Annotated in this window: 17 protein-coding genes; 14 read left to right on the top strand and 3 right to left on the bottom strand. The window is 70.5% G+C overall.

Going from position 1 to position 21,252, the window contains the following annotated elements:
• Nucleotides 1-2 precede the first annotated feature (2 nt).
• The 3 genes from F5X71_RS16120 to F5X71_RS16110 all read left to right on the top strand — a co-directional run bounded on the left by F5X71_RS16120 (nt 3) and on the right by F5X71_RS16110 (nt 3,014).
• Nucleotides 3-1,049, top strand: a complete 1,047-nt coding sequence (locus F5X71_RS16120) for an NAD-dependent epimerase/dehydratase family protein (protein WP_167462701.1) — start codon at nt 3-5, stop codon at nt 1,047-1,049.
• Nucleotides 1,033-2,184 carry a class I SAM-dependent methyltransferase gene (locus F5X71_RS16115; RefSeq protein WP_167462700.1) on the top strand — a complete coding sequence of 384 codons (1,152 nt, stop codon included), beginning with the start codon at nt 1,033-1,035 and terminating at the stop codon, nt 2,182-2,184. Before F5X71_RS16120 ends, F5X71_RS16115 begins: the two co-directional genes overlap by 17 nt.
• A 191-nt stretch (nt 2,185-2,375) precedes the next feature.
• Nucleotides 2,376-3,014: an MspA family porin gene (locus F5X71_RS16110; RefSeq protein ID WP_238815925.1), complete on the top strand. Its 639-nt coding sequence runs from the start codon at nt 2,376-2,378 to the stop codon at nt 3,012-3,014.
• A gap of 39 nt (nt 3,015-3,053) precedes the next feature.
• On the opposite strand, the gene F5X71_RS16105 is transcribed toward F5X71_RS16110, so the two are convergent.
• From F5X71_RS16105 to F5X71_RS16095, 3 genes are all read right to left on the bottom strand, one after another.
• Nucleotides 3,054-3,893: a glycosyltransferase family 2 protein gene (locus F5X71_RS16105; RefSeq protein WP_167462699.1), complete on the bottom strand. Its 840-nt coding sequence runs from the start codon at nt 3,891-3,893 to the stop codon at nt 3,054-3,056.
• A gap of 3 nt (nt 3,894-3,896) precedes the next feature.
• On the bottom strand, nt 3,897-5,276 hold the full coding sequence (locus tag F5X71_RS16100; RefSeq protein ID WP_167462698.1) for a polysaccharide pyruvyl transferase family protein: 1,380 nt from the start codon (nt 5,274-5,276) through the stop codon (nt 3,897-3,899).
• Between the two features lie 150 nt (nt 5,277-5,426).
• Nucleotides 5,427-6,101 (bottom strand): TetR/AcrR family transcriptional regulator, encoded by a 675-nt coding sequence (locus F5X71_RS16095; RefSeq protein ID WP_167462697.1) that lies wholly within the window; start codon nt 6,099-6,101, stop codon nt 5,427-5,429.
• A gap of 100 nt (nt 6,102-6,201) precedes the next feature.
• Between F5X71_RS16095 and F5X71_RS16090 the strand changes: the two genes are divergently transcribed.
• The 11 genes from F5X71_RS16090 (at nt 6,202) to F5X71_RS16040 (ending at nt 21,247) form a co-directional block, all read left to right on the top strand.
• A complete protein-coding gene (locus tag F5X71_RS16090; RefSeq protein ID WP_238815924.1) occupies nt 6,202-8,004 on the top strand; it encodes a hydroxysqualene dehydroxylase in 1,803 nt (600 codons plus the stop codon).
• 150 nt (nt 8,005-8,154) lie between these two features.
• Nucleotides 8,155-9,225 (top strand): glycosyltransferase family 4 protein, encoded by a 1,071-nt coding sequence (locus tag F5X71_RS16085; protein ID WP_167466502.1) that lies wholly within the window; start codon nt 8,155-8,157, stop codon nt 9,223-9,225.
• A complete protein-coding gene (locus F5X71_RS16080) occupies nt 9,222-10,403 on the top strand; it encodes a glycosyltransferase family 4 protein (RefSeq protein ID WP_167462696.1) in 1,182 nt (393 codons plus the stop codon). Before F5X71_RS16085 ends, F5X71_RS16080 begins: the two co-directional genes overlap by 4 nt.
• Nucleotides 10,396-11,766 carry an oligosaccharide flippase family protein gene (locus F5X71_RS16075; RefSeq protein ID WP_238815923.1) on the top strand — a complete coding sequence of 457 codons (1,371 nt, stop codon included), beginning with the start codon at nt 10,396-10,398 and terminating at the stop codon, nt 11,764-11,766. Before F5X71_RS16080 ends, F5X71_RS16075 begins: the two co-directional genes overlap by 8 nt.
• Entirely contained in the window at nt 11,763-12,767 is a 1,005-nt protein-coding gene (locus tag F5X71_RS16070) for a CgeB family protein (RefSeq protein WP_167462695.1), read from the top strand. Before F5X71_RS16075 ends, F5X71_RS16070 begins: the two co-directional genes overlap by 4 nt.
• A 9-nt stretch (nt 12,768-12,776) precedes the next feature.
• Nucleotides 12,777-14,165, top strand: coding sequence for a hypothetical protein (locus F5X71_RS16065; protein ID WP_167462694.1), 1,389 nt, complete (start codon nt 12,777-12,779; stop codon nt 14,163-14,165).
• Nucleotides 14,156-15,436, top strand: coding sequence for a protein tyrosine kinase (locus F5X71_RS16060; protein WP_167462693.1), 1,281 nt, complete (start codon nt 14,156-14,158; stop codon nt 15,434-15,436). Before F5X71_RS16065 ends, F5X71_RS16060 begins: the two co-directional genes overlap by 10 nt.
• A gap of 41 nt (nt 15,437-15,477) precedes the next feature.
• Nucleotides 15,478-16,845: a right-handed parallel beta-helix repeat-containing protein gene (locus F5X71_RS16055; protein ID WP_167462692.1), complete on the top strand. Its 1,368-nt coding sequence runs from the start codon at nt 15,478-15,480 to the stop codon at nt 16,843-16,845.
• A gap of 5 nt (nt 16,846-16,850) precedes the next feature.
• Complete coding sequence (locus F5X71_RS16050; RefSeq protein WP_167462691.1) at nt 16,851-18,227, top strand: GNAT family N-acetyltransferase; 1,377 nt, start codon at nt 16,851-16,853, stop codon at nt 18,225-18,227.
• Between the two features lie 373 nt (nt 18,228-18,600).
• Complete coding sequence (locus F5X71_RS16045; RefSeq protein WP_167462690.1) at nt 18,601-19,971, top strand: glutamate-1-semialdehyde 2,1-aminomutase; 1,371 nt, start codon at nt 18,601-18,603, stop codon at nt 19,969-19,971.
• 166 nt (nt 19,972-20,137) lie between these two features.
• A complete protein-coding gene (locus F5X71_RS16040; RefSeq protein WP_167462689.1) occupies nt 20,138-21,247 on the top strand; it encodes a glycosyltransferase in 1,110 nt (369 codons plus the stop codon).
• Nucleotides 21,248-21,252 lie beyond the last annotated feature (5 nt).

The raw sequence follows: 21,252 nt of genomic DNA, 5'->3' as shown, positions 1-21,252 counted from the left end.
CCATGCGGGTGTTGCTCACCGGACACCAGGGATATCTCGGCACGGTCATGGTGCCGGTACTGCGCGCCGACGGGCACGAGGTGATCGGGCTCGACTCGGGCCTGTTCGCCGACTGCGTGCTCGGCGAACTGCCCGGCGATCCGCCCGGCCTCGCGGTGGACCTGCGCGATGTGACCGTCGAGCAGCTGCGCGGGTTCGACGCGGTGATCCACCTGGCCGCCTTGTCGAACGATCCGCTCGGCGCCTTGGCGCCCGAGATCACCTATGCCGTCAACCATCAAGCCTCGGTCCGGCTGGCCCGCCTGGCCAAGGAGGCGGGCGTGCGCCGCTTCCTCTACGCCTCGACCTGTTCGGTGTACGGCGCGGCGGGCGCGGATCTGGTCACCGAGGACGCACCGCTGCGTCCGATCACACCCTACGCGGAGAGCAAGGTTCGGGTCGAGGACGACGTCGCGGCGCTGGCCGATTCCGGTTTCGCGCCGGTATTTCTGCGCAATGCCACGGCATTCGGCTTCTCGCCGCGGTTGCGCGCCGACATCGTGCTGAACAATCTGGTCGGCTACGCCACCCTCACCGGCGAGGTGAAGGTGCTCTCCGACGGCACCCCGTGGCGGCCGCTGGTGCACGCCCGCGATATCGCGTCGGCGTTCGCCAACTGCCTGACCGCACCGCTCAGCGCGATCCAGTGCCGGGCCTTCAACATCGGCATCGAGGCGAACAACCTCACCGTCGCCGATATCGCCAAGACAGTGGTCGAGGCGGTGCCCGGCTCGCGGTTGACCATCACCGGCGAGAGCGGCGCCGACCCGCGCTCCTACCGCGTCGATTTCTCGGCGGCCCGCTCCGCCATCGGTTTTCGGGCCCGGTGGACCGTGCAGGCGGGTGCGGACGAGCTGTACCGGGAGTACACCGCGCGCGGTCTCACCTACGACGACTTCTTCCAGCGGTTCACCCGGCTGCCGCAGCTGGAGCGGCTGCACAAGTCCGGGGTGCTGGACGCGACGATGCGCCGGATACCGACCGGCACCGCCCATGTCCCCGCAACCTAGCCGGGACGCGCCGGCACAGCGCCGCGCCCAGCCCCTGCTCGAGCCGACGTGCCGGGGCTGCCACGACACCGCGCTGAGCACCGTGCTCGATCTGGGCACCGTGCCCGCGGCCGACTTCTTCCCGCCTGCCGACACTCCGGTCGGTCCAGGCGAGTCGGCGCATCCGCTGCGGATGCGGCTGTGCGCCCGCTGTGGGCTCGCGCAGCTCGCCGAGGACGATACCGACACCGCTGAGCCGCGCGGCATCGAACCGGCGGCGCTGCGCGCGCAAGCGGCCGATGCCGTGCACCGGGTCGCGGCGGCGGGGCTGCTGCGCGGCGGCACCGTGCGCGAGTTCGGCAGCCCGCACGGCGGCACCTGGCTCCCGTGGCTCACCGCGCGCGGCTACTCCCCCGCCGACGGTCCCGCCGACGTGGTGCTCGACTGTTTCGGCCTCATGCACGAGCCGGATCAGCGCGCCGCCTTCGCGGCGCGGGCCGCCGCGACCGCACCGGACGGGGTGCTGCTCATTCAATTCCACACGCTGGCCACGATTGTCGCCGCGCGGCAGTGGAACGCGCTGCGACACGGTCACTTCGCCTATTACTCGCTGGCCGCGGCGCAACGGCTGCTGCGCGCCGCCGGGATGAGCCTGGTGACCGCATGGCGATTCGAGCTCTACGGCGGCACGGTGCTCGCCGCCGCGCGGCACGGCGACCATCCGCCCGACCACGCGGTGCGGGAACTGCGCGCACGGGAAGCCGCATCCACCACACCCGCCGCGATCAGCGGGTTGCAGCACGCGGCCGGCGCGCACGTCGCGACGCTGCGGTGCCGGCTCGAACGTTATGCCGCACAGGGCGATCGGGTCTATGCCTACGGCGCGGCGTCGCGGGCGGTCGCCGTGTTCAGTCTGGCCGGCGTGCACCGCGGGCTGATCGCGGGCGTCGCCGACGCCTCCGCGGCCAAGCAGGGCAGGCGCATGCCGGGCACCGACGTGCCGATCATCGCACCGGCCGAACTCGTCGCCGCCCGCCCGGATCGCGTGCTGCTGACCCTGCCCGACCTCCTACCCGAGGTCAGGGCCCGCTACCCGCAACTCGACGGTCGCTGGATCGTCGACGACCCGGCGGAGCCCACCGCGGGAGGCCGCTGACATGCCCCGGATTCGTTGTCCGCCAATGGCTTTGCTGCCGGTTTCCGCCACGCGTTTGATCTGACAATTCGATTACCGAGCACCTGAGCGCCCTATGGACGGACGCGTTTCGTTGCTCCCGCGTGCCGGGGAGCGGCCGCCGAGCGAACACCTCACGCTCGGCCTGGTGCGTGCAGAAGGGGATACACCAGATGAGGAACTTCACCGGGCAGCGCGGCCGAGATCTGCGCCTGCTCGCGTTCACCACCGCCGTCACCGCCGGCCTGATCTTCGGCGCGGGCGCCGCGGGCGCGGTCGTGGACAGCTCCAACCAGATCGTCGATCAGAAGGATCGGTCGATCGAGGCGATCCAGTCCGATACCCGCATCGACTTCGTACCGCCGCTGGACGGAAACCCGTTGACGCGCGAGTGGTTCCACAACGGCGAGGCGTCGTTCAAGATCGCCGGGCCGCACGCCGAGGACTGGAACGGGCATATCACCATCGGATACCAGGTCGGCTATCCCGCGACACTCACCGGACGGTTGAAGTTCGGGTACTCGACGCCCGGACTCGGGCTCGACCTCGGCGGCGGTGACGGCGGCATCCTCAAACTCGACGGCCTGATTCCCCGCGCGGGCGTCGAGATCGAGGTGGGCTTCGGCCCCGGTATCAAGACGGTCGAGTGCGCGGGCGGCGATATCTCCGGCACGTCGGGCTTTCTCCGGATGTCCGGCTTCCACGGCACAGTGACCGGCGTGATCGGGCAGACCACCATCCGGCCGTTCGTCAAGGTGGTCAGCGCCAGTGGCGACACCGTGATCACCTACGGGCGGCTCTGGACCATCTGAGCGTCGGACGGTGTGGCGCCCCAAAGCGCCACATCCCGGTCAGACGAGCAGATCCGGGCGGTTGCGCACCGTGGCCACGGTGCGAACGCGCAAGCGGTACAACGCCGCTCGAGCCAGCCGGGTGTCACCGGCGAGCACATCACCGCGACTCACCAGGTCCGGGTAGTCGCCTGCGATGCGGTGATGGAAGCGGTACATGTCGGTCAGCTTGCTCACCGTCGAGGTGCGGCTGCACAGGTTGAACGACGAATTACGCCAGGCGGCAAGGATTTCGGCCATCCCGAAGAACGCGCCGAACGAGCAGACCCGGGCGAACAGGTCCACGTCCATCGGGAAGACCAGATCCCCGCGCAGGCCGCCGACCGAGTCGAAATGCTTGCGATAGAACATCGCCGCCGCCGTCGGGCCGAAATCGGCGGGCCCACGCCGGACGATGGCTCGCGCCAGCGCCCGGGCGCTCTGCCTGCCGAGCAGTCCCGGCAATCCGAGCCCGGTCTCGAGCACCGCGCCGTCCTCGTCGATCACCTCGAACCGGCTGGACGAGATCGCGATGCCGGGATCCTCGGTCATCACCGCCAGCTGTGCGGCCAGCGCGCCGGGGCGCAGCACGTCGTCGGCGCAGACCACCTTCACCAGCTCACCGCGGCACGCGCGGATCGCCTTGTTCCAGTTGTCCCCGATCGGCAGCACGGCGTCGTTGTGCAGCAAACGGATTCGCGGGTCGGCGAAGGAGTGCGCGATCGCATCGGTGTCGTCGGTGCTGGCGTTGTCCAGCACCACGAGCTCGAAGTCCACGTCCTGGTCGAGCACCGAACGCAGCGTCGTGGCGAGCGTGCGCGCGGAGTTGTAGGCCGGAACACATACCGACAGGCTGACCATGCGTCATCCCCCTAGCTGATGGCCCGGACGGACCGGGCCGCTGTCCACCAGCCGGAACACCCGTTCGAGCCCGGCTCTGCTGGCATCGATCTGTTCTATCGCCTTGCGCTGCAATGCTTCCCGCACGACCGGCGCGTCATCCCATGACCGCGACACCGCCTCGGTCAGGCTCGATTCCAGATCGGCGTCGTTCAGGTGCACGATCCGCAGACCGGCGCCGAACATCTGGGCCAGCCCGTGGAACTTGTCGTCGTAGTACTCCGACGCGGTGATGCCGACCGCCGGAATGCCCTGCGACAGCGCGAACACCGCGAGGTGATAGGCACTGGTGACGAGCACCCGGCACCCCGAGACCTGCCGGGCGACGTCCTGTGGCGTGCCGCCCCGGCCGACCGCGGGCCGCGCGATCTCGGCACCCGCCATCAGCGGCAGTGTGGAAAGCCGATCCTCGGAGGCGTATTCGGAGATAATCAGCGGCACGACCCCGGCCCGGTGCTCGGCCGCGCACGCGCGCACCACCCGCCCGAGGGTGGCCCGCGCGAGCGCGCCGACGGGCGAGTAGTCGGCCACGCGCAGGCACAGCCCGATATCCGCGCCGATCCTGGCCTGGCGCAACCGGTAGGCGAATTCCACCGCGTCGTCCCCGGTGACCAGCACCCGTTCAGGCGCAACACCCATGCGCGACAACAGCTCCGGGCCGCGCCGCCGCTCCCGCAACGCCACGAAATCCACGCCGGGCAGCACCTCGCCCGCCCGGCGTAGCAGCGCCGGGTCGTGCAGCGGCCCCAGGCCCTGACCGACGAGCGCGGTCGGAATGCCACGGGTGCGGGCGTATTCCAGCAGATTCAGGGTGCGGTGCGCCTGATAGCGGTCGACGTCGGTCATGTAGCCCCCGCCGAGCGCGAGCACCAGCGACGCCTGCTCGACCGCGGCGGGTATCTCGACCGGGAAGGTGCTGTGCTCGGGCACCGTGACGTGTTCGGTGATGCCTGGGCCGTCGGCGCGGCGCTTGGCCGCCGAGCGCAGCGCGCGCAGCCGGTCCTTCGGTCCGTCGGTGGCGGCCCGCCAGCGCAATGCCGCCGGGCCGCCCAGTTTCGTTGCTGCCCTGCGGGATAGCCGTGCCGACCAGCCGTCGCTCGGCCAGTGCCAATCCGGGCCGCATAGCGGCTCCGCGGTGGGCAACAACGCGCGCAGGATGCCGGGCTGATGGGTGAGCACCCCGATGCGGGCACGCGGCCACCTGGCGCGCAGTCGTTCGACCGTCACCGCCATCATCGCGATGTCGCCGCGGTTTCGCAGCCAGTACTCGCCGTTCTCGACCAGCACGCGAATATTGCCTTCGGCAAGCTCGCCGCGCTCGGCCGCGGAACCTTCGGTCCCCACTGTGCATATCCTCCCGCCAGCCCCCTGCCGGGTCGGCCCGTGCCGAGCACGAACTCGTTGTGAAATTTACCCCACGCGATGCATCGCGGCCACCGTAGGCGAGAGTTACCGGCAAATCCCCTATCCGACACAATCGCTTGCGCGGGAACATCATTCGGGCCGACCGGCCTGTTTGCTCATCCGCCCCGCGTAGAGCGCGGCCAGCGACGCCGCGGCGAACGCCGTGCAGTAGTCGACGAGTTCGTCCATCGGCACAGCCAGCCGTCCGCCCTCCTTCTCGACGAGCACCCGCTCGAGCATGCCGACCACCGAAAGGGCGTAGATGTCCACGAGCTCGGCGGGTAGGTCGGCCTCCGGTCGCGCGGTGGTCGCGGTCGTGGCCACCAGCCTGGCGAAGCGCCACAGCGCCTCGCGCATCCGCTGTTCGGCCCCGGCGCCCGCAGGCTCGACGAACACGATTCGCAGTTTGCGCGCGTCCACGGCCAGGGCGGTGAGATAGGTGCCGATGCCTGCCCGCAGTTTGCGGGTCCCGGTGGCGGGCGCCGCGTCCACCGCGACGGCCACCGCCGCGAACAGCTCGTCGATCACCTGATCGAACACCGCGGCGAACAATTCGGCGGTACTGCCGAAGGATTCATAGAAGTACCGATCGGTGAGCCCCGCACCGCGGCACAGATCCTTCACGCCGGTGGCCGAGTAGCCCCGGGTTCCGAACAGTTCCAAGCCCGCTGCCAGCAGTTTTTCCCGGCGCGCCGCCACACGGTCGGCCGCGCCGACACCCCCGTACGGCCGCACCGGCCTGCGCTGTCTCGGCGTACCGGTCACCGCTCGCTCCGCGTCGTCATCCGAGCATTGTCTCCCATCGGGCGCGTGCATCTGCTAAAGATGACTATCAGAATAGTCAGTTTTGCGAAGGGGTCGGGCAGTGACACCTCAACGGAACAGTGCGGTCAGCAGACGTTCGGTCCTGCGTGGCGCGGCAGGGCTGGCCGGTGCGGCGGGGTTGGCGGCGACCGCGGGCACCGCGGCCGCACGGGAACCACGCCGACGGAACGGACCGGCGCGCAATACGGTCGCGGTGCTCGGCGCCGGGATCGGCGGACTCACCGCGGCACACGAATTGGCCGAGCGCGGATTCGAGGTGACTGTCTTCGACCGCAAGGAACTCGGCGGGAAGTCCCGCACCATCCCGCTGCCGGGCACCGGAGTCGGCGGCCGTGCCCCGCTACCGGGCGAGCACGGCGCACGCGGATTCACCTCGTTCTATCACCACGTGCACGACACGATGCGCCGCATTCCCCTGCCGGGAAGCCGTAACACCGTCTACGACAACCTGATTCCGTTCTCGGTCAACGATCCCCGATATCCGAGGGCGGGCAATCTCCCCGACGGCTTCCCGCTGATGTTCGGCTTCTACTTCGATCCGCGCCAAGCACTGACCCCGGAAGGGTTGCAGCGCATCCTGGTCGAGGCGATCCTGAAGAACAACCTCATCCCGTTGCCCGAGGCGATCCACATGGCGGGGCGGGTCGTCACCTATCTCACTTCCAGCGACGAACGCCGGTTCGGACAGTGGGAGCACCTCAGCTGGTGGGACTACGTCGGCGCGGCGCAGCGGTCCGCGCAGTTCCAGGCCCTGGCCGCAACGGGTTTGACGCGCGCGCTGGTGGCGGCGAAGGAGTACGTCGCGAGCACCCGCACGATGGGCAACATGATGGAGGCATTCTTCCTCGCCCTGCTGCAGGAGCTCGCCGGCGGCCAGAAGGTCTACCAGGTACTCAACGGCCCCACCAACGAGGCGTGGCTGGACCCGTGGATCTCGTTGCTTCGTGTGCTCGGCGTGCGCTTCCTGCCCGGTCACGCGCTCGACGGGTTCGAGGTGGCGAGCGGCGAGATCGGCGGCGTACGGATCCGCAAGCCGGACGGCTCGACCGCGGTGCACCGAGCCGACTGGTATGTCTGCGCCGTGCCGACCGATCGTGCCCGCCAACTGTGGTCCCCCGAAATGCGCGGCCTGGCCCCGAGTTTGGCGCGGATGGACGAGCTCGACGTCGACTGGATGAACGGCATGCAGATGTTCGTCAGCGAGAAGCTCGAGCTCGGCGCGGGCTACAACATCTATCTCGACGCCCCGTGGCGGCTGACCTCGTACTCCCAGCGCGCGTTCTGGGACGTCGACTATGCGGCGAAGTACGGCGACGGCCAGATCGTCGACGGTCTCACCATCGACATCGCCGACTGGGACACCCCCGGCATCCTGTTCGGCAAGTCGGCCAAGCACTGCACCCGCACCGAGATCTACCAGGAAACCTGGGCCCAGCTCACCGCGGCGCTCAACGACGACGGCCGGATCCAGTTGAAGGAGGGCATCGTGCGGGACTGGCTACTCGATCCCGGCATCAGCTGGCAGGACGGGCAGAACCACAACGACGAGCCGTTGCTGGTCAACACCATCGGCTCGTGGGCAGCGCGGCCCACCGCGCACACCGAGATCCCCAACCTGTTCCTGGCCGCCGACTACGTGCAGACCAATTTCGACCTGGCCACCATGGAGGGCGCCGACGAGGCCGGGCGCACCGCCGTCAACGCCCTGCTCGAGGCCGCGGGCTCGCCCGCACCGCGCGCCCAGCTGTTCACCAGGGACGCGATACCGGCGTTCGAACCGCTGCGGCAGATGGACGCCGCGCGGTTCCGGGCCGGGCAGCCGAATCTGTTCGATCTGGGTTGACCGATTGTTGCTCGCCGACTGGGGGCGCGCAGGACCGCCGGTCCCCTAGACTCTTGCGGGAGAGGCGAGTTCACCATCAGCGACTCGTCCCGCCATCACCGCCAGTAGGGGGCATGGGTGACGGGCAATACCGGGATAGTTCGGGTGCACATGACCGGATCGGAGTGGTTCGCGTCCGCACCCGGTGGGCTCAATCGATACTTCACCGACCTGTTCCACGCGCTGGCCCGCAGGCCGGAACTCGCGGTCTCCGCGTCGGCGTTCGGCACGCTGATGCCGGACCTGCGCGGTGCCCGAACCTGGGGCGGCACAGGAGGTTCCACGCTGCGCCGGGCCCGCACCGCGCTGCTCGACCGCGCCGGCCTGGCGCCCGGCACGGTGCTGGATCGCCACTTCTGCCTCTACGGACCGGTCGCCCTGCATCGGCGCGGCCGGTTGCCACTGGTCGTCCACTTCCACGGCCCGTGGGCGGCGGAAAGCCGGATGACCGGGCAGCAGCGCGCCGCAGTGCGCGCCAAGTATCTGCTCGAGCGGCTGCGCTACCTCGGCGCGGACCGATTCGTGGTGCTGTCCAACCACTTTCGCGAGGTACTCGAAACCGACTACCGGGTTCGCGCGGACCGCATCGCGGTCATCGCGCCCGGCGTCGACCTCGACCGTTTCCGGCCGGTTCCGCTCCCCGCCGACACCGCGACACGCACGGTGCTCTGCGTGCGCAGGCTCGAACGGCGCATGGGCATCGACACGCTGTTGCGCGCGTGGCCCGCCGTCCTCGCAGACCATCCGAACGCCCGGCTAGTGATCGTCGGCACCGGCACCGCCGAAGCCGAACTCCGTACTGCCGCAGCAGCTCTGGCTGACACGGTCGAGTTCGCCGGGCACGTCGACGACCGAAGCCTGAGCGAGCTGTACGCACAGGCGGCCTGCACCGTCGTGCCGACCAGCGCGCTGGAGGGTTTCGGGTTGATCGCGCTCGAATCGCTCGCGGTGGGACGCGCGCCCATCGTCACCGACTGTGGTGGACTTCCGGATTCGGTGCGCGGCCTCGACCCGTCGCTGATCGTGCCCGCCCGCGACGCCGAGGCGCTCGCCGCGCGCTTGGTCGCCGCGTTGCACGGCGACCTGCCGACCCCGCGCCGATGCCGGGCGCACGCCGAGACGTTCTCCTGGGACGCCACCGCGCGCCATCATCTCGCGCTCTATCGGGACCTCGGCCGATGACCAGGGCCCTGTTCCTCACCCACACCGCGGCGCCCTCCGGCGCCGAGCTGGCGACCCTGCGGTTGCTCTCCGCGCTGCACGACCTGGGACAACCGGATATCGCGATGGCTTACACGGAGGACGGACCGATGGTCGCGCGCACGCGCGCCCACGGCATCGAAACCCTGCTGCCGCGCGGCCGTTTCGAGAGCCGGGCGATGACCATCGGCGCGGGAGCGCGGCGGCTCGTCACCGGGTTCGCCGCGCTGCTGCGGCTCGGCTGGACCGTCGGCGGCACCGCCCGGCGCATCGGCGCGGACGTTCTGGTCGCGGAGAGCAGCAAGGCGCTGGTGATGGGCATCGTCGCCGCGCGCCGCGCGCGCATCCCGCTGGTCTGGCAGGTGCACGACCGGATCGCAGCCGACTACTTCGGCCGCCTGCCCACGCTGGTGCTGCGCGTGCTCGCCCGGCTCTGCTGCGCCGGCTATCTCGCCAACAGCCGCGCCACCCTCGCCACCTTGCCGACCGGACGCAAGCCCGCCCTGGTCGCTTATCCCGGCGTCGCACACCGCACCGGCACCGCGCGGCACCCGCAACGCCCGCCCACCGAGACGGTGGTGACCGTGCTCGGCAGGCTCGCCCCGTGGAAGGGGCAGGACGTGCTGCTGCGCGCGCTGGCGGCGACCGCGACCCGGCCACGTCGTGTGTACCTGATCGGCGGCACCTTCTTCGACGAGCAGCCCTACCGTGCCGAGCTGGAACGCCTCGCCGCGGACCTCGCCATCTCGGTGACGTTCACCGGGCACGTCGACGATCCGAGCGAATATCTGCGCGACACAGACATTCTCGTGCACTGCTCGGTGCTGCCCGAGCCCTTCGGCCAGGTGATCGTGGAGGGCATGCAGGCAGGCTGTGCCGTAATCGCCGCCGCGCCGGGTGGTCCCGAGGAGATCATCACACCCGGCATCGACGGTCTGCTCGTCCCGGGCGGGTCCGATGCACAGCTCACCGCGGCACTGGACGCCCTGATCGCCGATCCGGCGCTGCGCACCCGTCTCGCGGACGCGGGACGCCTGCGTGCCGCGGATTTCGACCTCACCACGACGGCGCGTTCGGTCGCCGTCTTCCTCACCGACCTCGCACAACGCAACGACGCCGCGGGCACCCCCACTCCCCCGGAGCGAACCACGTATGGCTGAGCACGCCGCACCGAACGCCCCCGACCAGCCATCCGACGGCGGCACGCACCGCCGAAATCCACGACAGCGCCATAATTTTCTCTCGATCGTCCGCGATATCGGCTACGTGAGCTTCGGCAAGTACGGGCAGTACGTCGTCACCATCGTCACCGTGCCGCTGATCGCCCGGGTGCTCGGCACGCACGGGCTCGGCCTGCTGGCGATCGGCATGTCCGCGTACTTCATCGGTTCGCTGCTCGTCGACCTCGGCATCACCTCCTACCTCGCCGCGCGGGTGCACGACGCGCACGCCGACGAGCTCGGCGCGGACCGATTCCGGCGCGTCAACCAGCTGCGCGGCGACTATCTGGCGATCCGCACCGGCACGCTCGGTGTACTCGGCGCCGCGTTGGCGCTCAGCTACGCCGTCGGCGCGCCCGAGCACGTGGAGATGATCCTGCTCGGGTTGTTCGCGGGCGGCTTCTGGTCGGTGTCGGAGGACTGGCTGCTCATCGGCCAGGGCCGCTTCGGCGCGTCGACCTCCTACCAGGCCGTCGGACGCATCGGATACCTCGCCCTGCTCGTCGCGGTGCTCCCCCGGGTACCGAGCGCGCAGGTCGCGTTGCTGTGCCTGCTCGTGTCCTCGGTGCCGACCGTCGCGTTGACCTGGTGGGATTCGTTGCGCACCTTCGGAAGACCGTCCCGCCCACGCGGCGTCCGAACCGTGTTACGTACCGGTGCGCCGGTTTTCACGTCCCGGCTATTGGTGACGTCCTACGGGCAGGGCGCGGCGGCGGTGTACTCGGCGGTGCTGGACGCGGTGTCGCTCGGCCTCTACTCGGCCGGGGACCGGCTGGTCCGCGCGATCCAATCCACCTTGGATCCCATCGGTTTCGCGCTGCTGCCGCGGATGGCCCGCAAGAGCGCCGACGACAACTTCTGGCGCCATGCCGTGCAGGCGCTGCTGGCCTGCGTCTGCACCGCGACGGTCGCCGCCGCCGCGGTGTGGCTGGCCGCGCCGACGCTGATCCACCTGGTGTTCGGCAAGGACTTCACCGCCGCCATCGCCCTGTTGCGGGTGGAGACCTTCGTGCTGCCCGCCACCGCGATCACCTCGTTCGTCACCACGGCCGTGCTGCCGGTGCGCCAGGACACCACCGGCGTGCTGATCGGCGCCGTGCTCGGCACCGCGGTGGCGGCCACCGCGCTGGCCATCGCGTTCCGTACGCACTCGGTATGGACGCTGGTGTACGGCACCGTCGTGGTCGAATTCACCGTCGCCGCCTGGTATCTGCTCCGCGTGCGCAACCTCATCCACCGCGAGCGGGTAACACCGGCCGAGGGACCCGCGATTGTGCTGATGCGGGAGGAGGGCGGGGCATGAGAATTCTCTACCTCGGTGACGACTGGGTCGGCAGCAACGCACGCTCGCTCGCCGACGGCTTCCGGCAGGCCGGACACGACGTGGTCGTCCTCGATACCACACGGGTCACCTTGCCGCGCAGGCTTTCTCCGCCGTGGATCTATGCGAAGTTCAGCGATCGGCGGGCACCGTGGTCGGTGGCCGCGCTGCACGAGGAGATCGACCGCGTCGCCGCGGCGCTGCGGCCGGATCTGGTCTTCGTGTTCAAGGGCATTCATCTCGACCAGCGCAGGCTGCTCGACCTGCCCGCGCCGCTGCACGTGCACTACAGCCCGGACGATGTCGCGAACCCGGCCAACATCAGCGCGGAATACCTTGCGCACGAACATGAATGGGATCATGTGCTGACCACTAAGCGGCACAATGTCGCGGAGCTGCGCGCCCGCGGCGCCCGCGGCGTCGTCTTCGTGCGCAGCGCCTACGATCCGGCCTGGCATCATCGCACCGCACGCCGCGGCATGGGGCAGTTCCTCGTCGGTTTCATCGGCGTGTGCCGACCCGATCGCCGCGCCGACCTGGTCGCGCTCGCCCGCAGACACGGGGACCGAATGCTGGTGCGCGGACCCGGCTGGCGCCGCGTGCCCGAATTGCGCACCACGGGTGCGGTGGTCGGCGGCGCCGTGTACGGCCAGCGGTACTCCGAGATCGTCGCGAGCGTCACCGCGAACCTGGTCCTGCTGAACTCCGACAACCGCGACACCCATACCTGCCGCACCTTCGAAGTGCCCGCGGCCGGTGGGCTTTTCGTCGGCGAACGCACCGAGGAGCACGCCGAGCTGCTGCACGACACCAGCGAGTGTTTCCTGTTCTCCGATACCGCCGAACTGCGCGAGATCATCGACTGGTGCGCCGCACACCCCGAGAAAGCCGCCGCGGTGGCCGCGGCCGGCCATCAGCGGATCGTCGGCGGTAACCATCGCTACGTCGACCGGGCCAGGGAGATCATCGATGCGATCGCCTGAGCCCGCGCCGTGAGCGCCACCACCGAGGTGCTGCTGATCGCCCTCGCCCTGCTCACGATCGTGGTCGCGGCCACCGCGATTCCCGGTGTGGCCCGGGTGTTCCTGATCGCGCAGGCGGCCTTCTGGTCGCTGTCCTACCTGGCCCGACCGCTGGTGCTGCTGCGGGTGCAGCCGGAGCCGCACTACGGCGACAACGTGCCGGACCCGCGCCTGGCCGAGTTCGGCTACGACCGTGGCATCGCACTGGTGCTCGAGCACGTCGTGTTCGGACTCTGGATCTACGCGGGACTCGTTGTCGGGTACGCGCTCTGGGCCCGCCGTCAACCGCCACCCGCCCCACCGGCACTGACCACCGATCCCGACTTCGTGCCCATCCTCGCCGCCATGTACGGGGTCGGGTTGTCGGGCCGGGCCGCATCGGTCGCCACCGGATCCATCGGCGGCGCGGGCGATGTCGACAGCGCCAACCCGATTCTGTCCTTCGTCGCCATTCTCGCCACCATCGCCGCGCTCGGGCTGATCATCTTCATTCGGCCGGCCCGGCCCAGATCGACCGCGCTCATCATCGGTGGCCTGCTGCTCGGCGAGCTGGCCTGGACGGCGGTGGTCGAATCCAAGACGCCCATCATCGGGGCGGCGCTGGCCATCGCCATCCGCTTCGCCCTGCTCGGCTGGACCAGGACCAAGGCGGTCTCCGTCGCGGCCATCGGCGTGCTCGGCATCGGCGGCTTCGGCTGGCTGCAGTCGCTGAAACAAACCGAGGTCGCCAAAGCCGAAGCGGCGGTGATCGATTCGGGGTATCCGCCACTGGTACAGCCGTTCCTCAGCATCCTGCGCCGGTTCGATCTGCTCGAGGCCGCCACCGACGCCCGTTTCCACGGGCCGGGGGGATGGCTCACACCGGCCGAGGCACTGCGCCACGCCGTGACCAGCCTGGTACCCAGCCAGTTGCTCGGCACCCAGAAGTTCCAGTCCGGCACCGCGTGGGCACAGGACGTGCGCGGCGCCTCGGTCGACATGACCAAGGTCTCGGTGTCGCTGGCCGAAGGCAACGTCAACGAGGGCTATGTGCTCGGCGGCTACGCCGGGGTGCTCGTGTGCGCGGTGTTCACCTTCGCGCTGCTGATCGCCTGGGCCAGAGCGCTGCATGCACGCTTGTTTCCGATCGTGGTCCTCGGACTGGCCATGACCGGCGCCTCCGCGCTGTTCGAACGCGGCATCCTCGGCAGCATGGAGAATCTCGGCAAGTTTCTCCAGGCGGCCGTGTTCGCGTGGCTCATCTCGCTGCTGGTGCGTGAGTACCGGCGCCGGGCCACACCGGTCGCGCCGCGCGCGGCGCGACCCGACCTTGTCGGGGCTGTCCCTACCGCAGAGAAAGCGTCCACCCCATGGGATTGATCGACTATTGGCGTATCGCGCGCCGCCGCTGGGTCATCATCGTCACGGCGGTGGTGCTGTGCCTAGCGGCGGCGGGCGGCTACGCGAGTACGCTTCCGACCACCTACGTCGCCGCGAGCAGCATGTACGTGTCGATGGCGACCGGCACCTCGGTCAACGACTCGTACCAGGGCGGGTTGGCCGCCCAGCAGCGGGTCCGCTCGTATCTGGACCTGGCGACCAGCGCGACCGTCGCCAAGCGCGTCATCGACGACCTCGGGCTACCGTTGTCGGTCGGCGAGGTGCAGAGCAAGATCAAGGCGTTCTCCCCGCCCGCGACCACCAACCTGGTGATCACCGTCGAGGCGGGCACCGCCGAGGGCGCGCGCGACCTCGCCAACTCGGTGGTGGCCCAATTCCGGCGGCTCATCGACGAATTGGAGACGATCGAGCGCGACGCGGCGCCCGCGGCGCGGGTGGCGGTCGTCGATCGGGCCGAGCTGCCGACGGCGCCGAGCGGGCCGCAGACGAAACGGCTGCTGCTGCTCGGCATGCTCGCCGGGCTCGCGCTCGGCTGCGCGGGCGCCTTCGTCCGCGACCGCACCGATCGCACCCTGCGCACGTCCAACGATCTCGAAGCACTGCTGCCCGTGCCGATTCTGGGCATCATCGACGCGGGACGGCCCGGCGCGCCCGACGAGACCCGCAGACTGCGTACCCGGCTGCTGCGCGAAAGCGACACTGCCGGAGTGCAGTTCACCAGCCTTTCGGCCCGGTCCGAACCGGAAGTCGCGGCCGCCCTGGCGAAGTCGTTCGCCGACACCGGCAACAGCGTGCTGCTGATCGACGCGGACACCTCCGGCCACGGCGGCTACGCGGCCGTGCCCGAGGCGAAACCGGGCCTGGCCGAGGTGCTTCGCGACGGCGTCCCGGTGCACGACGCGCTCACCGCGTTGCCGGGAACCGGTGTCACCGTGCTGCCGCTCGGTGCGGCCGACGAGCGCACGCCCGACCTGCTCGCCGCGGACCGGTTCGGCGCGCTCGTGGCGAAGCTGCGCACCGAATACGATCACCTCGTCGTGCAGACCGCGCCGGTGACCCGGGCCGCCGACGCCATCGCGCTCGCACCGCTGTGCGGGCAGACCATCGCCGTCGTCCCGCTCGGCGACCTCACCGGCCCGCAATTGCGCGGTGCGCTGGCCACTTTCGGCGACAACAAGCTGACCGGCGCGGTAGCGTACAGCAAGCCGGGCAACCGGTTGCGGCGGCTCCGCGAGCGGCTGCGGCGATGAGCGGGCCGCATGACGGATCCCAGCGTTGGCGAGGCAGGGTCATGACCGAGGACGTGGTTGGCCGGCGACGCATGCTGGCCGCGGCATTCGGGGCGGCAGGCGCGGTGCCGGTGCTCGCCGCGTGCACCAGCACCCCGGAGGCGCGGCCGCCGACGGTCGAATTCCGCTCCCCGCACGTCACCGACATGCCGGCGGCCCGCAATGTGCGCGACTTCGGCGCGGTCGGCGACGGCGTCGCCGACGACACGGCGGCCATCGCGGCCGCGGCCGCCGTCACCGACAAACCGCTCGTCATGTATCTGCCCGCGGGGCACTACCGGGTGACCGCGTGGCCCGAAATGGGCGACTACGCCACGGTTCTCGGCGACGGCGCCGACGTGACGGTGATCAGTTGCGAAACCGACACCACGCTCATCCACCTACGGCGGCGCAACCGGGTGCGCTTCGCCCGGATCGGGTTCTATCTGGCCGGGCCCAAGGCGACCGGCGTGGTGCTGTCCGAGTGTTTCCGGTGCTCGTTCGATTCGGTGGTGATCCGCGGCAATCACCTCAGCGACAACCATCCACGCTATCTGGCGCAGCGCGGTGTGGTGCTCGAGGACAACACCGGCGGCACCTCGTTCGTCAACTGCGACATCAACAATTTCGGCTACGGCATCGTCACGTCCTGCATCCAGAACTACGTCACCTCGTCCAAACTCACCAGCAACTTCGTCGGCGTGCTCGGCACCGGCAACGACCACAACGCCGGATTGGCGCTCACCAACGTCGAATTCGTCTCCGACGCCGATCCGCGCACCACCGATCGGCACATCCTCGTCGACGGCGCGGCCAACGACTGGTGGCTGACCAACGTCTGGTTCGAGGGCGCCGAGGTCGCGCTGTCCATCGGGCACGCCGAGCGGGGCGGGCCCGCGCAGTTCGGCATGATCAACTGCAAGGTCGCGGCGCGCCGGATCGGGCTCGACCTGATCTATTGCCGCCAGCCCTATCTGGCCAACGTGCAATTCGACAAGGATCTGGACCGCCCACCCACTGAACTGCGGATCGATCCGGCGGGCTGCCCCGAGGGCACCGCGGTGAACCTGATCTCCACCGCGGCCGACGATCTCAATCCGGCGGTGTTCCCCGACCGCTGGCACGTGCTGGGGCGCACCGGCATGCAGACGCCCGCGCTCACCGGCACGGTCGTGATCAAGGCGGGCCGCAGCGATGCGGACGTCTTGCAAACGCAGTCCGCCGACGGCTCGGTGCGCGCGGCCGTGCTCGGCAGCGGAACCTGGCTCTCCGAGCACAGGGAAGGAGGTCTCGTGCTCAAGGACGCGTCCGGGACATACTGGCGGGTGTCCATCTCCACCGAAGGCGCCCTCAAGACCATGTCCTTGGGTAAACAGCGGCCGCGCGAGTAGCGGCCATGACCCGACCGAAATCGCTGGCGCGCAGCAGACTCGGGCCGGTACCGCTGCGTGCGGGCACGGTGGTGCTACGCCCGCCCCGGCTCGCCGACTACCCGCTCTGGCGGCACATCCGCCTGCGCGACCGGCGCCACATCGAGCCGTTCTGGTACAGCTCGGCGCTGGACTGGGACGCGCGGCACAGCGCGGCTCATTGGGTGCGTGAATGTCTCATGATCCGCGCCGAGGCGCGGGCGGGGCGCAGGTTGGCCACCGTGATCGAGGTCGACGGCCGGTTCGCGGGTCAGATCGAGCTCGGCACCATCGACCCCGCGACCGGCACCGCGGAAATGGGCATCTGGGTGGACGCCACGGTGGCCAGGCACGGTATCGGCGGATTGGCCGCGGCCATGCTGCTCGACCACGGTTTCACCAGGCTCGGCCTGCGGCGGGTCACCGCGCCGATCTCACCGGCCAACCTCGCCGCCGCGCACGGCGCCGCCGGCGTCGGTTTCCGCAGAGAAGCGTTGATGGGCAGGTACTTCGATGTGGGCGGGGCGCGGCGCGACCACGAACTCTGGGCCGTCACCGTGGCCGATCGCCCGCCGGACGGGTTCGCCGGGCACTGGCTCGCGCGCCACGATCGGCCCGATGCCGCGGCGCTGCCCGAGCCGGTCGATCCGGTGCCGCTGGCCGTGCCCAAGCTCGCCATGGTCCTCGCGGGAGCGCGCTTCTACGCGGGGCGGGCGGTGCACCTGTTCGACCCGCTCGGCACGCCGCCGCCGATCCGGCTCGCCGACCCGGACCATCCCGAGGTGGTCATCCGCACCCGCAGGCCCACCGACTGGCGAGGCTGGCGGGCCGCACGAGCGCGCGGCCGCACCGTCCTTGACCCGGACGCGGCGAGCGCCGAACCGGCCTGGGCCGCACAGCACACCTGGTCCCGGTGGTTGCGCGAGTACCTGCGCACCAGGGCGGGATTGCGCGCACCGGGCGGACTGGTGCTCGCGGTCGAGGTGGACGGGGTATATGCCGGGGAGGCAAGGCTGTTCGATCGGGACATGTTCGATCGCAACGCCCGCATGTTCGTCTGGGTCGATCCGGCGCACCCGGCGCACGTCCGGGTCGCGGCCACCAGGGCGCTGCTCACCCTCGCGTTCGGCCCGCTCGGACTGTGCCGGGTCGCGACCACCATCGCGCCGGGCGATCGCGCCGCCGCCGAGATCGCCGCCCGGGTCGGCATGGCGCACGAGGGGCGGCTGCGCTGCTCGGTCGACGCCACCGGCCGCCGCGCCGATCACGACCTGTGGGCGATCACCACGCCCACCCCGCCCGAGCGCGCGCCGGAGTCACCGACGCCCACCGAGCCCTCGCCCCGCGGCTCCGGGAAACCATGAGCGCCGCGGGTCGGCGGAGGCCGAGCGCGAGCGGTCTATAGGCGCGCGATCGAGCCGATCCGCGCCGGATCGGGCACGCGGACAATCTTTCCGACCGTTTCCGGCGAAGCCCGAATCGCCCCGTGCGCGTTCCTTACGGTGGCGCGGACACCGCCGAGCAGAGGACGACACATGACTCGAACGCGTTGGCTACTGGGCAAAGTCGCGGTCATCACCGCCGTTCGGCCACACCGACCGGCCGCTTTGTGGCCTGCGCGGCACTGCCGTCGTTGCGCGGACAATCCGGCGGGCCCGCACGTACAGTGATGCGCAGAACCCGTCGCGCACCGGAGGATTCGCACGGGTCAGCGTGTCCGACCGCGGGGAGATCACCATGGCGTCCGATCCCGATCATCCAGCGACGCCGCACGGCCGCTTCGCCAGGAGCAACGCGCTGCAGGCCCGCCTGCACGAGCTGGTCCCCGGCGGCGCGCACACCTACGCCAGGGGCGCCGACCAGTATCCCGAGCACATGGCCCCGGTACTGGTGCGTGGCAACGGATGCCGGGTGTGGGACGCCGACGGCAACCGCTACGTCGAGTACGGCATGGGCCTGCGGTCGGTCACCCTCGGGCACGGATACGCGCCGGTGCTCGACGCGGTACGCGCCGCGATCGCCGACGGCGTCAGCTTCAGCAGGCCGACCGAGCTGGAACTGCTGGCCGCACAGGACTTTCTCGACCTGGTGCCGGGCGCCGACATGGTGAAGTTCGCCAAGAACGGCTCCGACGCGACCACCGCCGCGGTGCGCCTGGCCCGTGCCGCCACCGGCCGGACCGCGCTGGCCGTCTGCGATCAGCCGTTCTTCTCGGTGGACGACTGGTTCATCGGCGCCACCGCGATGTGCCGCGGCATCCCCGCCGCGAGCGCGGCCGACACCGTGCGTTTCCGCTACAACGATCTCGATTCGCTGGCCGCCGTGCTCGATTCGGGTCGCGTCGCCGCGGTCGTCATGGAGGCGGCGACCGCGCTCGCCGAACCCGCGCCCGGCTACCTCCTCGGCGTGCGCGCCCTGTGTGATCGGCACGGCGCGCTGCTCGTGTTCGACGAGATGATCACCGGCTTCCGTTGGTCCGCGGGCGGCGCGCAGGCGGTCTACGGCGTCCGGCCCGACCTGTCGTGCTGGGGCAAGGCGATGGGCAACGGGTTCCCGCTCTCCGCGCTGGCCGGTAGGCGCGAACTCATGGAGCTCGGCGGCCTGCGCACCGACGACGACCGGGTGTTCCTGTTGTCCACCACCCATGGACCGGAAACGGCGGCACTGGCCGCGTTTCGCGCCGTGGTCCGCGCCTATCGCACCGGCGATCCCATCGCCCGCATGGAGCGGGCCGGGCAGCGCCTCGCCGACGGGGTCAACGCGATCGCCGCCGATCTCGGTATCGCCGACCACCTCCAGGTGCTCGGCCGCCCGTCGTGCCTGATCTTCGTCACCCGCGATTCGAACGGCCGCCCCTCCCAGGAGTTCCGGACACTGTTCCTGCAGGAGTTGTTGCAGCGCGGCGTGCTCGGGCAGTCGTTCGTCACCTCCGCCGCGCACACCGACGACGCCATCGACGAGACCATCGCGGCCTGCCGCGAGGCCGCCGCGGTGTATCGCAAAGCCATCGACCAGGGCAGCGTGGACGGACTGCTCGTCGGCCGTCCGGTCGCGCCCGCCATCCGCCGCACCGCGGCACCGCGCAGAATCGCGCCCGAGGACGAATGAGGCGGCCCAGCATGGCGATTCGAGTGTCGAAACACCCGCCGGAATGGCACGGTGTGCAACTTTGCAGTCGTGGCACACCTGCGGTGCGTGCCATGACGCAGCGGGTGCATGCCGCTGCCGCCACGTTCGAAGTCCTTGCCGCACCGCGGCTTCCCAGGCCGAACCGATGAGCGGCCCACGGGTCGCCATCGTGCACGAGCGGTTCACCGAATTCGGCGGCTCCGAGGCCGTCGTGGGCGAGCTGGCCGAAACCTGGGCACATACGGAGGTTTTCGCCCCGATCGTCGATCCGGCGGGTGTGCGCCCGCCGCTGACCACGGTGCACGATACCTGGCTCAGCCGCGCCTACGCCGCCACCGGCCGCCGCTCGCACGCTCCGCTACTGCCCTTCGCGCCGCGTGCACTGCGCCGCCTGCCCCTCGCGCGGCGCTTCGACGCCGTGGTCATCAGCCATCACGCCTTCGCCATCCAGGCCGCGCTCGCCACCGACGCGCCGGTCCTCGCCTACGTGCACAGTCCGGCTCGCTGGGCATGGGACCGCGAGTTCCGCGCCCGCGAGGCAGGCGGTCCGGCGGGTCAGCTCGCGCTCGCCGCGCTGGGCAGCCTCGCCCGGCACGCCGAATTGCGGGCCGCGCCTCAGCTTTCCCAGATCGTCGCCAATTCCCGCGCGGTCGCCGCGCGGGTGCGGGACTGGTGGGGGCTGCCCGCCACCGTCGTCTATCCGCCGGTCCAGATCGACAACTTCACCCCGGACGCCGCGATACCGCGGGAGGACTTCTTTCTCTTCGCGGGCAGGCTGGTGCCGTACAAGCGCCCGGATCTGGCCATTCGGGCGGCCCAGCGCGCGGGCTGCCGGCTGGTCGTGCTGGGCGACGGTCGCTTTCGCGCGCAGCTGGAAAGCCTCGCCGGGCCGGAGACCACCTTCCTCGGTGCGACCGCGCACGAGGTCCTGGTCGATGCCTACCGCCGCTGTCGCGCGCTGCTGATGCCCGGCGTCGAGGATTTCGGCATCGTGCCGGTGGAGGCGATGGCCTGTGGCACCCCGGTTCTCGCGGTCGATCGCGGTGGCGCACTCGACACGGTCCGGCCGGGCGTGACCGGTGCGCACGTCGCGCACGGCGACGACGAAGCCGTCGTGGCCAACCTGGCCGCGGCCATGCGCGACTGCGACCCGTCCGACTACCGGACCGAGCTCATCCGAGCGCACGCGCAGACCTTCTCGCCCACCGCCTTCCGCGCCAACATGGCCGACGCGGTGGCGGGACTACTGCACTGACCGCG

It is taken from the genome of Nocardia brasiliensis, assembly GCF_011801125.1.
Taxonomy (GTDB): Bacteria; Actinomycetota; Actinomycetes; order Mycobacteriales; family Mycobacteriaceae; genus Nocardia; species Nocardia brasiliensis_C.
Note: the sequence above shows the minus strand (reverse complement) of the source record. Positions and strands in the feature narration are given on the sequence as shown.